The following is a 12,682-nucleotide window of genomic DNA, read 5'->3' on the forward strand; positions in this document are numbered from 1 at the left end:
TTCCCGAGATAACGACGCGCGCGCTGTGCTGTCAGGCGAATTTTGTCGGCGAAATATGCTGTGATGCCGGCCGTACGATGTTCGTCATGGAGCAAACGTGTCGCGGATGTTTCGCGGCACCAACGCTTGACCGATCGATTCGTGGCGGCGGCTGTGGCCTTTTTGGCCGGGCGTGTTGCGAATCGCCGAGACGATGGAGGGTGTTGTCCCATGAACAGCTTCGATCCCAGCGCGATTGCCGTGCGCAGCGCGCATTTCATCGGCGGCGAATATGTCGAGACGCAAGGGCCGACGCTCGAGGTCGCACGGCCGTCGGACGGCGAAGTCTATGCCTCGCTGCCGATCGGCGATGAGCGCCTCGTCGCGCACGCTGTCGAAAACGCCTGGTACGCATGGCGCAAAAGCGGCTGGGCGACGATGGCGCCGCGCGAACGAGCGCGCATCCTGCGCCGATTTGCCGACCTCGTCGCGGCCGACGCCGCAACGCTCGCGCCGCTCGAAGCGCTCGGCTCGACGCGCCCGGTACGTGATGTATTCGCCTGGGACGTTCCTTATACAGCGGAAGGCATCCGCTTCTACGCTGAATTCGCCGACAAGATCGGCGGCCAAGTGGCCGCGACCGATCACGCGCATCTCGGCATGATGATCGCTGAACCCTATGGCGTCATCGGCGCTATTGCACCGTGGAATTTTCCGCTTGTCATGGCTTCGTGGAAAGCCGCGCCGGCGCTGGCCGCCGGTAATGCAGTCGTGCTGAAGCCATCTGAAATGACACCGTTCTCGGCGCTGCGATTGGCTGAACTTGCGATCGAAGCGGGCGTGCCGGCGGGCGTCTTCAACGTGATTCAAGGCGATGGCCGCACGACCGGCGATGCGCTCGTGCGGCATCCGCTCGTCGGTAAGGTCACGTTCACGGGCTCCACCCGCACAGGCGCAGCCATCATGGCTGCTTGCGCACACTCAGGCACGAAACCCGTCACGCTCGAACTTGGGGGCAAGAGCCCGCAGATCGTGTTTGCCGATGCTCCGCGGATCGACGACGTGGCGCAACGCATTGCAACGGCGGTGACGATCAATGCGGGGCAAGTCTGCGTAGCCGGCACGCGTCTGATCGTCGAGCGTGCCATTGCGGAGCCGCTTGCCGAGCGCATCGAAAAAATCCTCAGAGGATTGAGCGCAGGTGCGACATGGAGCCCGCGCGCGACGTTGCCTCCGATCATTTCGAACCCGCAAGCGCAACGTATCGATGCGATCGTTCGCTCGACGCTGGAGGCGGGTGCGCAGGCGCGATGCGGCGCCGCGCGTGCTGAAACGGATGCCGCGGGTGCCGGGGGGGCCTATTACGCGCCGACGATCCTCGAAAACGTGACCTCTGAATCCGCCGCGGTGAGCGAGGAGATCTTCGGCCCCGTGTTGACGCTGCAAGCGTTCGATTCGGAAGAGGAGGCGCTCGCGCTGGCCGGCCATGCGGACTATGGCCTCGCGGCCGGCGTGCATACCGCGGACCTCGGCCGCGCCCTGCGTTTCGTGAGGACGCTGGAGACCGGCACGGTATGGGTCAACCGCTATGGACGAACCTCCGACTTCATCATCCCGACGGGCGGCTACAAGCGCTCGGGTATCGGCAAAGACCTCGGCAAAGAGGCGTACGAGGCCAATTTGCGGTTCAAGAGCGTGCTGATCGACGTGAACGGTTGATGCGCTTGGGCCGCCGCAGACTGTGCTGTCGGCCCAGTGCAAAACGCGCGATTTATGTCATCGGCGCGGCGCAAATCAGAGACATTTTTGTTTTTGCATTGATTAAATCTTTTTACGACGCGAGCTTTCGCGATGATGGCGCGACGGCTTGCGATGAGCTGAAGAACCTACTTGAGGATGCACTGACATGATCGAGTTCGAGCCGAAATACATTACTTTCGACTGCTACGGCACGCTGATCCGATTCCGCATGGCCGATATGACACGTGAGCTCTACGGCAAGGAACTCGATACCGAGAAGCTCGAAAGTCTCGTCAGATTTTTTGCCGGCTACCGTCGCGACGAAGTGCTGGGTGCGTGGAAACCCTACCGCGACGTCGTGGTCAACGCATTCCGCCGCGCCTGCAAGCGAGTCGGTGTTCCGTTCGACGAAAAGCGTGCCGAAAGCATTTATCTGGCCGTGCCGACGTGGGGCCCGCACCCGGACGTCCCCGAGGGCCTGTCGCGCTTGGCAAAAAAATACAAGCTCGTGATTCTGTCGAACGCTTCCGACGATCAGATCCAAAGCAACGTCGACAAACTCGGCGCGCCGTTTCATGCCGTCTTCACGGCGCAGCAGGCGCAATCGTACAAGCCGCGCATGCAAGGCTTCGAATACATGTTCGACCAGCTCGACTGCAATCCCGAAGATGTCCTGCACGTGTCGTCGAGCCTGCGCTACGACCTCATGACGGCGCATGATCTAGGCATCAAGCACAAGGCGTTCATCAAGCGTGGGCACGAGCCGTCGACGCCGTATTACGAGTACTACGAAGCCGACGACATCCCGCATTTGGCGTCGATGCTCGGCCTCTGAGGCCCAGGCCTGCCGGCTGAACGTATCCGATCTCGATCGAGGAAAGCCACGATGAAGCTCGAGTCCTACTGGCTCGATACCGCACCCGCCGCGCCGCTTGGCGATGACTCGGCCGTGCAGGGACGTGTGGACGTCGCCGTTGTCGGCGGCGGCTTCACGGGGCTGTCGGCTGCGCTCGCACTGGCGCGGCGCGGGGCCAGCGTGGCGCTGCTCGATGCGGGACGAATCGGCGGCGGCGCCTCGGGAAGGAACGGTGGGCAGGTCAATACGGGCGTCGCTCAGGACTTCGGAGCGCTCGTCGCGCAACTAGGGCTCGAGCGCGCTCGCCGCTGTTACCTCGCTTATGCCGCCGCGGTCGATACAGTCGAGCGGCTCATTCGAGAAGAATCGATCGATTGCGATTACCTCGCGTCGGGCAAGCTTAAGCTGGCTTCGAAGCCGCACCATTACGCGCATTTGGCGAAGACGGCCGAGTTGATTCACCGCGAAGTCGATCAGAACATCGAGCTGATCGATGGGGTGCGCATCGGCGACGAAGTGCAGTCGGATCGATTCTACGGCGGTTTGCTGCAACGGCACGGCGGGCAGATGCATATGGGCAAGTTCGCGGCGGGACTGGCTCAGGCGGCTCGCCGCCATGGCGCCACGCTATACGAACACGCACCGGTCTCGTCGATCGTGAAGCAAAGCGCCGGCGATTACCGCGTCGTGTCCTCGCGCGGCGAATTGACGGCGACGAACGTGCTGATCGCCACGGGCCCGTCGAAACACGGCCCGTTCGCCTGGTACCGGAGACGAATCGCACCGATCGGGTCGTTCATCATTGTGACGGAGCCGCTGGGGGCGGATGTCGTTGCGCGGATTTTTCCGAAGCGGCGTGCGTATACGACCACTCGGCTCATGCACAACTACTTTCGCCTGACGGCCGACGCGCGCCTCGTATTCGGCGGGCGCGCGCGCTTCACGGCATCGGAGCAGCCTTCCGACGAGAAAAGCGGACGCATCCTGCAGCGCAACCTCGTCGAGCTATTTCCGCAACTCGCGCAGGCGCGTATCGACTATTGTTGGGGCGGCTTGGTCGACATGACGGCCGACCGATTGCCGCGCGCCGGGCAGCACGACGGCCTTTATTTCTCGATGGGCTACAGCGGCCACGGCACGCAGATGTCGACCCACATGGGGCAGGTGATGGCGGACGTCATCGACGGCCGCGAGGACGCCAACCCTTGGCGCGAATTTCCGTGGCCCGCGATTCCGGGCCATACGGGCAAGCCCTGGTTCTTGCCGATCGTCGGAACCTACTATCGCATCAAGGACATCTTTTATTGATGCCGGCGAGCAAGTGCACCGCCGTTGCGATGCGGAAAGACGCAGCAGCAGTGCCGGATGTTGATTCAACCGTCGAGCTGGTTTTCAGCCGATGATTTTTTGCCACCCTTGGCTTACTTCGCGGAGAAGTGCAATGAAAAAGGACACCACACAGCACGGTGCGCTCGGGCACGAGACCACACTCGAGCAGTTGACCGCGAAGGGCGCTTCGCGACGCGATGCATTGCGAGCGCTCGTTGCCGCGGGCCTCGTGAGCGTGACGGGCGGTGGGCTGCTCGTCGCGAGCACGGCCGCGCATGCGCAGGCCAAGCCGAAGCAGGGCGGCAAGATTCGCGTGGCGACGCAATCGTCGTCGACGGCCGATACGCTCGATCCCGCGAAAGGCGCGCTCGGAACGGATTATGTTCGCTGCAACATGATCTACAACGGCTTGACCGAGCTCGATTCGCATCTCGGCGCAACGATGGCCTTGGCGATGTCGTTCGATACGACAGACGCGAAAGTATGGGTCGTCAAGCTGCGCTCGGGCGTGCAGTTTCATGACGGCAAGGCGCTTACGCCGACCGACGTCGTTTATTCGTTGCTGCGGCATAAAGATCCGGCCACCGCGTCGAAGGCGAAGACCTTGGCCGATCAGATCAGCGACGTGAAGGCGACGGGCCCGAACGAAGTGACGATCACGCTCGTGGGACCGAATGCGGACTTGCCCGTGATTCTGGCCGATGCGCATTTCCTCATCGTCAAAGACGGCACCAAGGATTTCACGACGACGGCGGTCGGCACGGGCCCATTCAAGCTCAAGGAATTCCAGCCGGGCGTGCATACGGTGGTCGTCAAGAACGAACGCTATTGGAAGCCGGGCCTGCCGCACCTCGACGAGATCGAACTCATCGGCATCGGCGACGAATCGGCGCGCGTCAATGCGTTGCTGTCGGGTGACGTGCAGTTGATCAACCAAGTGAGCCCGCAATCGGCGCCGCGCATCAAGAGTACGCCCGGCTATACCGTCCTCGAAACGAAGACGGGGCAGTACACGGACCTCATCATGCGCGACGAGGGCGGCATTACCGGCAACGAGAATTTCCGTCTCGGGCTCATGCATTTGCAGAATCGCGAGCAAATGCGCCAGGCGGTATTCCAAGGCTACGGCGCGATCGGCAATGATCAGCCGATCGATCCGACCAACAAGTATTACTTCGCGGGATTGCCGCAACGCAAGTTCGATCCCGACAAGGCGAAGTTCTATTTCAAGAAGGCGGGCCTCGGCAGCACGTCGCTGCAGGTCTTCGCCTCGCCGGCGGCCGACGGCTCGGTCGACATGGCGATGCTGCTGCAACAGGCCGCACCGCTGGCCGGCTTGAATCTGCAGGTGATGCGCGTACCGGCGGACGGCTACTGGTCGAATCATTGGATGAAGCACCCGCTCGGCTACGGTTCGATCAATGCGCGGCCGACCGCCGACATGCTGTTCACGCAGTTCTTCAAATCCGATGCACCGTGGAACGAAGCGAACTGGAAAGACCCGCAGTTCGACCAGATGCTCGTTGCCGCGCGCGGCGAGCCCGACGATGCGAAGCGCAAGAAGATCTACGGCGACATGCAAGTGCTCGTGCACGAAAAAGGCGGTATCGGCATTCCCATGTTCCTGAGTTCGCTGGACGGGCATACGTCGAAGCTTCAGGGCCTCGGGTCGATTCCGCTCGCGGGTCTCATGGGCTTTGCGTTCGCGGAACACGTTTGGCTCGAAGCGTGATCGAGGCAGGATCGCAGATGTAATCCGTGTGGCCTAGAGGAGGCAGGTGTCGATGAAACGTCAAGCATATAGGCTCATCGCGAGCCGCCTCGGTCTAGCGTTGCTGACCTTGCTGATCGTGTCCGCGCTCGTGTTCGCCATGACGGGCCTGCTGCCGGGCGATGCCGCGCAGCAGGCGCTCGGACAAGCGGCAACACCGGCGGCCGTGGCGGCATTGCGGCATCAGTTCGGTCTCGATCAACCGGCGTTGCAGCGGTATTTGGAGTGGCTCGCGCATATCGTTCGCGGCAATTTCGGCATGTCGATGTCGAACAGCTTGCCCGTGAGCGAACTGATCAAGACACGCCTGCCCAATTCACTGATGCTCGCGGGATTGACGACGATCGTCGCCGTGCCGGTCGCGCTCGCCATCGGCATCTTGTCGGCGATGTATCGCGGCTCGTGGCTCGATCGCGTGCTCAACGTCCTGACGCTGTCCACGGTTGCGGTGCCCGAGTTTCTCGTCGCGACGATCGCCGTGTTGATCTTCGCCGTGAAGCTGCATTGGCTGCCGGCGCTGTCGTATTTGTCGTCGGTCTCTTCGTTCGGCGATCTCGTGCGCATTTACGCCATGCCCGTCATGACGCTCTGCTGCGTGCTGGTGGCGCAGATGGCGCGCATGACGCGTGCGGCCGTGCTCGATCAATTGAGTTCGGGCTACGTCGAAATGGCGTGCCTGAAGGGTGCATCGCCCGTGCGCGTCGTGCTCAAGCACGTGCTGCCCAATGCGATCGGCCCGATCGCCAACGCGGTGGCGTTGAGCTTGTCCTACCTGTTCGGCGGCGTGGTTATCGTCGAATCGATCTTCAACTATCCGGGACTCGCGAGCCTCATGGTGGACGCGGTGACCAACCGCGACATGCCGCTCGTGCAGGGCTGCGTCATGGTGTTTTGCGCAGCTTATCTCGCGCTCGTATTGATGGCCGACTTATGTCAGATCGTTTCCAATCCGAGGCTTCGTCAACGATGAACCATTCCGCTCAACCCTCCATTGCGCATCCGGGTACGCAGATCTACGACGATGCCTCGCACGATGTGCCGGCCCGTCCGCGTCGCGTTCGCCGGCTTCGTCTATCGGGGCTCGGCAAGATCGGTTTCGCCGTGGTGTGCTTCTGGCTCGCGATGGCCGTGTTCGGGCCGTTGCTCGCGCCGTACAGGGAAGGCGCATTGTCGTCGACGCTGAGCTTGGCGAGCTACAGCATGGCGCATCCGCTCGGTACCGACTACCTAGGCCGCGACATGCTGAGCCGCATCCTGTTCGGCACACGTTACACGGTTGGCTTGGCGTTGGCGGCTGCCGTGCTTGCGAGCGGCACCGGTACGTGCTTCGGGCTGCTGGCCGCCATTGCGCCGCGGTGGGTCGACGAAGTCTTGAGCCGTTTCTTCGACGCGTTGATTTCGATTCCGAGCAAAGTGCTCGCCTTGGTGGCCATCGCGGCGTTCGGGTCGTCGATTCCGGTGCTGACGCTGGTGGCGGCCGTGGCGTACATCCCCGGTTCGTTCCGCATCTCCCGTTCGCTCGCGGTCAATTTGATGACGCTCGAATACGTGCAGGTCGCACGTGCACGCGGCGAGCGCATGTTGTATATCGCCCGCGTCGAATTGCTGCCCAACATGATTCATCCGGTGCTCGCCGATTTCGGGCTGCGTTTCGTCTTTATCGTGCTGTTGCTGAGTGGCCTCAGCTTCCTCGGTCTCGGGGTGCAGCCGCCCAATGCCGATTGGGGCTCGCTCGTTCGCGAAAACCTAGGCGGCTTGGCGCAAGCGGCACCTGCCGTGTTGATGCCGTCGATCGCGATCGCCACGCTGACGGTCGGCATGAATCTGATGATCGACAGCTTGCGCCGTCATGGCGGGTTTGCGCAAGGAGACCGGTAATGAGCGAGGTCATGATCGAAGTGAAGGGCTTGCGCATCGTCGCGGGGGGCACGGGCGCCGACGCCGATGCCGTCGAGATCGTGAAGGGCGTCGACTTCACCGTGAGGAAAGGCGAGGTGCTGGCCTTGATCGGCGAGTCGGGCTCGGGCAAGACGACGATCGCATTGTCGTTGCTCGGCTATACGCGGCAAGGTTGCGCGTTTGCCGGCGGCAGCGTGCGCGTGGCCGGTACCGACGTGCTCACGCTCGATGAAGCGGGCCGGCGTGGGCTGCGCTCGCGGACCGTGGCTTATGTCGCGCAAAGTGCGGCGGCGGGGTTCAATCCGGCGCGCACGTTGATGGACCAAGTCATCGAGCCCGCGCTGCTGCACCGCTTGATGAAGCGCGAGGCCGCCCGCGCGAAGGCGATCGATTTGTTTCGTGCATTGGCGTTGCCTTCGCCTGAGCGCATCGGCGAGCGCTATCCGCATCAGGTGTCGGGCGGACAACTACAGCGCTTGATGGCCGCGATGGCGTTGATCACCGATCCGGCCGTCGTCGTTTTCGACGAACCGACGACCGCGCTCGACGTCACGACGCAAATCGAGGTGCTGGCCGCATTCAAGCGCGTGATCAAAGAAGTCGGAACGACGGCAGTGTACGTGTCGCACGATCTGGCGGTCGTGGCGCAGATGGCGGATCGGATCGTCGTGCTCAACGGCGGGGAAGTGCAGGAGTGCGGCGACGTCGACCAAGTGCTCGATGCGCCCGCGCATGCCTATACGCGCGCATTGTTGGCCGCGTCCGCGCGACGCGACGCGCAGGTCGGCGATACGTGGGCCGATGCCGCTGCCGCTGCGCCGCTGCTGCAGATACGCGGCCTATCGGCCGGCTATGGTCGCATCGACCGAGACGGTAACCCGGCGGTGCGCGTGCTCGACGACGTCAATCTATCGATCGCGCGCGGCAGTGCGCTCGGCGTCATCGGCGAATCCGGCTCCGGCAAAACGACGCTCGCGCGCGTCGTGGCCGGGCTCGTCGAGCGCGCGAGCGGCGATGTGCTGTTCGAAGGACAGCCATTGTCTGCGCAATTGGCCGGACGCACTCCCGATCAATACCGCAGGATTCAACTCGTTTTTCAGAACGCGGATACGGCGCTCAACCCGAGCCATACCGTGGAAGAGATACTGGGTCGCCCGCTCGCGTTCTACAAGGGCACGCGCGGCGCCGCGGCGAAGCGCCGTATCGCGGAGTTGCTCGATCTCGTCAAGTTGCCTGCGTCGACCGCCACGCGCCGTCCGGGCGGTTTATCCGGCGGTCAAAAGCAGCGTGTCAATTTTGCGCGAGCATTGGCCGCGGAGCCGTCGCTGATTCTTTGCGACGAAGTGACGTCGGCGCTCGATACCGTCGTCGGCGCGGCGATTCTAGAGTTGCTGCGCGAGTTGCGGCGCGAACTGCGCGTGTCGTACATGTTCATCAGCCACGACATCTCCACCGTCCGCGCCGTTTGCGACGACGTCATCGTGTTGTACGCGGGCAGGCGAGTGGAGGCGGGGCAGCCGCGGCTGCTCGATCAACCGCCGCACCACCCCTATACGGGCTTGCTCGTCGATTCCGTGCCGGCACTCAAGCGCGGTTGGCTCGATGCCCGCCGCAATGTCGGGACCTGCGCGTTGCCTCCGCTTTCCGATGGCGCGAGCGGTTCGAACGGCGACGAACTGTGCAGCTTCCGCACGCGCTGCCCGGCCCGGGTGGAAGGTAAATGCAATGCGATACGGCCGCCGCTGCGCACGCTGCCGTCGGGCGTGCAAATTCTTTGTCATCGATCGGCCGACGAGTTGAAGCAGTTTCAACCGTTGCGAGGCGCCGCATGAATGGCCGATTCGTGCGCGTGGCCGAGCGCGGGCGCAAGACGTTCAAGATCATGATCGACGGCGTCGCATGCGATGCGGCACAAGGCGATACGGTGCTGGTCGCGCTGTTGAGTTCGGTGCGTGCCGTGCGCGATTCCGAGTTCGGCGATGGCCGACGTGCGGGGTTTTGTCTGATGGGGGCATGCCAGGATTGTTGGGTTTGGGCGGAGGACGGCACGCGGCTGCGCGCCTGCACGACACCGGCCGCGCCCGGCATGTCGCTCGTGACGCGGCTGAGCGAAGCGAAGGAGTGCGTATGGCCGCGCGCGTGATCGTGATCGGTGCGGGGCCGGCCGGGGTTCGGGCGGCGCAGGCATTCGTCGAGGCGGGGCACCGTCCCATCGTGATCGATGAGGGTCGGCGCGACGGTGGCCAAATCTATCGACGGCAACCCGAGGAATTCACCCGTTCGTACGGCACGCTATACGGTACCGAAGCCAAGCGGGCCGCGGCGCTGCATCAGACCTTCGATGTGTTGAAGCCGCGGATCGACTACCTTCCCGATACACTCGTGTGGAACATCTCGTCGGGCGAACTGCATTTAGTGACCGCAGAGCGATACCGTTCGCTTGCATTCGATGCGCTCGTCGTCTGCAGCGGCGCGACCGATCGCCTGATGCCCGTCAAAGGATGGCATTACGCGGGCACCTACAGTCTCGGCGGTGCGCAGATCGCCTTGAAGTCGCAGGGATGTGCGATCGGGAGCCGCCCCGTGCTGCTCGGCACGGGGCCGTTGCTCTATCTGCTTGCGGCGCAATACGTGAAGGCAGGGGTGAGTCTTGCCGCGGTACTCGATACGTCGACGCAGCAGCAGCGCTTGCGCGCACTGCCGGCGATGGCCGCTATCCCGGCCGCGCTATTGAAGGGCGTCAAGCTCTTGTACACGTTGCGCGAAGCGCGGATTGCCGTTCATCGCGGCGTGCGTCCGCTCGAAATAATTGGCACGCCTACCGATGGCGTGCACGGCATTGCCGTCGAATTGGCAAACGGCATGCGGCTCGAGTTGGCGTGCGACGCCGTTGCGCTCGGCTACCATCTTCGCCCCGAAACGCAGTTGGCCGATTTGGCGGGATGCGCGTTCGAATTCGACGCAGCGGGCCGGCAGTGGCTGCCGCGCGTGGATGGAGATGGACGCAGCAGCGTCAAAGGCGTTTATCTCGCCGGCGACGGCGCACGCGTTCGCGGTGCCGATGCCGCCGAACGCGCGGGGCGCTTGGCCGCGCTTGCCGCGCTGCACGATTTGAACGTGAACGTTCAAGGCATCGCCGAATTGCGCCGGTCGCTGGCTCGATATACGCGTTTCGCCGATGGCCTGAGGCGCGCGTTCGCTTGGCCCGCGCAACAGGCAGCGCAATTGCCCGACGACGCGATCGTATGTCGCTGCGAATCGATCACGGCCGGCGCGTTGCGCGAGGTCGTACGTGCCACGGGCGCGTGCGAGGCAAATCGCGCGAAGGCGTTTTCGCGTGTGGGGATGGGTCGATGCCAAGGGCGCTATTGCGGCCATGCGGGTGCCGAAGTCATAGCGGCCGCTGCCGGCGTGCCGCTCGAGAACGTGGGGCGGCTGCGTTCGCAAGCCCCGGTGAAACCATTGCCGATGGCGATTATTGAGGACTCCGAAGTATGAAGCCGATGGAATCGGACGTCATCGTTATCGGCGGCGGCATCGTCGGCACCACGACGGCCTTTTTCTTGCGTCGACGCGGTCATTCCGTGCGCCTGCTCGAGCGCGGCCTGACGGGACAACAAGCCAGCGGCGTCAACTTCGGCGGTATCCGTCGGCAGGGCCGCGCACTCGAACAATTGCCGATCGCCAACCGCGCGCTCGCCACATGGCGGCACGCGGCCGAATGGCTCGGCGAAGACGTCGAGTTCCTTGCGAGCGGCCATACGCGTGTCTGCTATCACGAGCAGGACGTCGACCATTTCGTCCGCTACGCGAGCGATGCGCGCGCATGCGGGCTCGATCTCGAGGTGCTGCAAGGCCGGGCCATGTTCGAACGATTTCCGTTTCTCGGCCGTGAGGTGCTAGCCGCATCGGTGTCGCCGCTGGACGGCCATGCAAATCCACGGCTCGCGGCGCCTGCGTTCGGACGCGCTGCCGCGCGGCTCGGCGCCGACGTTCGAGAAAGCGTCGAAGTCGTTCGCGTCGAACACGACGGAGCCGGCTTTCGTGTCGAAGACAAAGCGGGCCTCGTCTATCGCAGCGCTCAGCTCGTGATTTGCACGGGCGCTTGGGCCAACCGCTTGAGTGCGCAATTCGGCGAGTCGGTACCGCTCGAAACGCGCGGCCCGCAAATGGCCGTGACCGAGCCGGTGCCATACGTATTTCATTCGTCGATGGGCGTGTTTACATCGGTCAAGCAAGAAAGCGTCTATTTCCGTCAGATCCCGCGCGGCAATCTGATTCTCGGCGGTGGCCCCCCTGGGCCATCGAGCATCGAGACCTGCCGGGCAGGCGTGCTGCCGATCAACACCGTGCGGCAAATGACGCAGTTTCGCCGGCTCGTGCCGAGCCTTGCGCCGCTGCACGTGATTCGCACCTGGAGCGGCGTGGAGGGCTACCTGCCCGACGCCGAGCCGGTGATCGGATCAAGCGGCAAAGTCGCCGGCCTGTTCTACGGTTTCGGATTCAACGGGGCGGGTTTTCAGATCGGGCCGGGGGTGGGTGAGACGCTGGCCGAATTGGTATCGACGGGCGCGACGTCCATTGCGCTCGAGAAATTTTCGATCGGCCGCTTCGGCGAGCGGGCCGCGGCGACAAAGGAACGAGCAGGTGTCCTATGAGGCGAACCGAAGGGCTTGATCAAGCACGGGCGTTTATCGAGGCGCATTTCGACGAACCGCTGACGCTGCAACAAATGGCCGCGCCGGCCGCACTGAGCATCTCACGATTCGCCACCGCGTTTCGCGAGCGTTTCGGTTCATCGCCCTATCGCTATCTATGCGGCTTGCGAATCAAGCGTGCGCAATCGCTGCTGCTGGCCGGCGTGCCGAGCATCGCAGTGGCGACGGAAGTCGGATTTTTCGATCAGAGCCACTTCGGCCGGCATTTCAAGCGCTTTTGCGGCATGACGCCGACCGGCTTCGTAGCAAGCGCGCTGGCCAAGCATGGAATGGCCACGAACTTAGGACAACGAAACATCGGCGACGACATGCCGAGCATTCGTTCGTCGAGCGTCGAGCGCGTTCAGCGAAAGCATGGTTCAATCCGGTAGCTTATCCGTGTCAGGAGTC

At 63.4% G+C, this 12,682-nt stretch carries 11 protein-coding genes; all 11 read left to right on the forward strand.

The genetic code is table 11. The annotated features are described in order from the left end of the window. The first annotated feature begins 210 nt into the window (after positions 1–210). The 11 genes from J3485_RS20985 (at position 211) to J3485_RS21035 (ending at position 12,663) form a co-directional block, all read left to right on the forward strand. Positions 211–1,698 carry an aldehyde dehydrogenase family protein gene (locus tag J3485_RS20985; protein WP_206956251.1) on the forward strand — a complete coding sequence of 496 codons (1,488 nt, stop codon included), beginning with the start codon at positions 211–213 and terminating at the stop codon, positions 1,696–1,698. Positions 1,699–1,885: 187 nt separating this feature from the next. Continuing rightward, positions 1,886–2,554 (forward strand): haloacid dehalogenase type II, encoded by a 669-nt coding sequence (locus J3485_RS20990; RefSeq protein WP_206956252.1) that lies wholly within the window; start codon positions 1,886–1,888, stop codon positions 2,552–2,554. Between the two features lie 51 nt (positions 2,555–2,605). Beyond that, positions 2,606–3,883: an NAD(P)/FAD-dependent oxidoreductase gene (locus J3485_RS20995; protein WP_206956253.1), complete on the forward strand. Its 1,278-nt coding sequence runs from the start codon at positions 2,606–2,608 to the stop codon at positions 3,881–3,883. A gap of 133 nt (positions 3,884–4,016) precedes the next feature. Beyond that, positions 4,017–5,636, forward strand: coding sequence for an ABC transporter substrate-binding protein (locus J3485_RS21000; protein WP_206956254.1), 1,620 nt, complete (start codon positions 4,017–4,019; stop codon positions 5,634–5,636). Positions 5,637–5,688: 52 nt separating this feature from the next. Continuing rightward, positions 5,689–6,645, forward strand: a complete 957-nt coding sequence (locus J3485_RS21005) for an ABC transporter permease (RefSeq protein ID WP_206956255.1) — start codon at positions 5,689–5,691, stop codon at positions 6,643–6,645. Continuing rightward, positions 6,642–7,553 (forward strand): ABC transporter permease, encoded by a 912-nt coding sequence (locus J3485_RS21010; RefSeq protein ID WP_206956256.1) that lies wholly within the window; start codon positions 6,642–6,644, stop codon positions 7,551–7,553. The genes J3485_RS21005 and J3485_RS21010 overlap by 4 nt, the downstream gene beginning before the upstream one ends. Then, positions 7,553–9,406: an ABC transporter ATP-binding protein gene (locus tag J3485_RS21015; protein WP_206956257.1), complete on the forward strand. Its 1,854-nt coding sequence runs from the start codon at positions 7,553–7,555 to the stop codon at positions 9,404–9,406. The genes J3485_RS21010 and J3485_RS21015 overlap by 1 nt, the downstream gene beginning before the upstream one ends. After that, positions 9,403–9,717 (forward strand): (2Fe-2S)-binding protein, encoded by a 315-nt coding sequence (locus tag J3485_RS21020; RefSeq protein ID WP_206956258.1) that lies wholly within the window; start codon positions 9,403–9,405, stop codon positions 9,715–9,717. The genes J3485_RS21015 and J3485_RS21020 overlap by 4 nt, the downstream gene beginning before the upstream one ends. Further along, positions 9,702–11,072 carry an FAD/NAD(P)-dependent oxidoreductase gene (locus J3485_RS21025; RefSeq protein WP_206956259.1) on the forward strand — a complete coding sequence of 457 codons (1,371 nt, stop codon included), beginning with the start codon at positions 9,702–9,704 and terminating at the stop codon, positions 11,070–11,072. The genes J3485_RS21020 and J3485_RS21025 overlap by 16 nt, the downstream gene beginning before the upstream one ends. Beyond that, positions 11,069–12,232 (forward strand): NAD(P)/FAD-dependent oxidoreductase, encoded by a 1,164-nt coding sequence (locus tag J3485_RS21030; RefSeq protein ID WP_206956260.1) that lies wholly within the window; start codon positions 11,069–11,071, stop codon positions 12,230–12,232. Before J3485_RS21025 ends, J3485_RS21030 begins: the two co-directional genes overlap by 4 nt. Next, complete coding sequence (locus J3485_RS21035) at positions 12,229–12,663, forward strand: helix-turn-helix domain-containing protein (RefSeq protein WP_206956261.1); 435 nt, start codon at positions 12,229–12,231, stop codon at positions 12,661–12,663. The genes J3485_RS21030 and J3485_RS21035 overlap by 4 nt, the downstream gene beginning before the upstream one ends. Positions 12,664–12,682 lie beyond the last annotated feature (19 nt).

Source organism: Trinickia acidisoli (assembly GCF_017315725.1).
GTDB lineage: Bacteria > Pseudomonadota > Gammaproteobacteria > Burkholderiales > Burkholderiaceae > Trinickia > Trinickia acidisoli.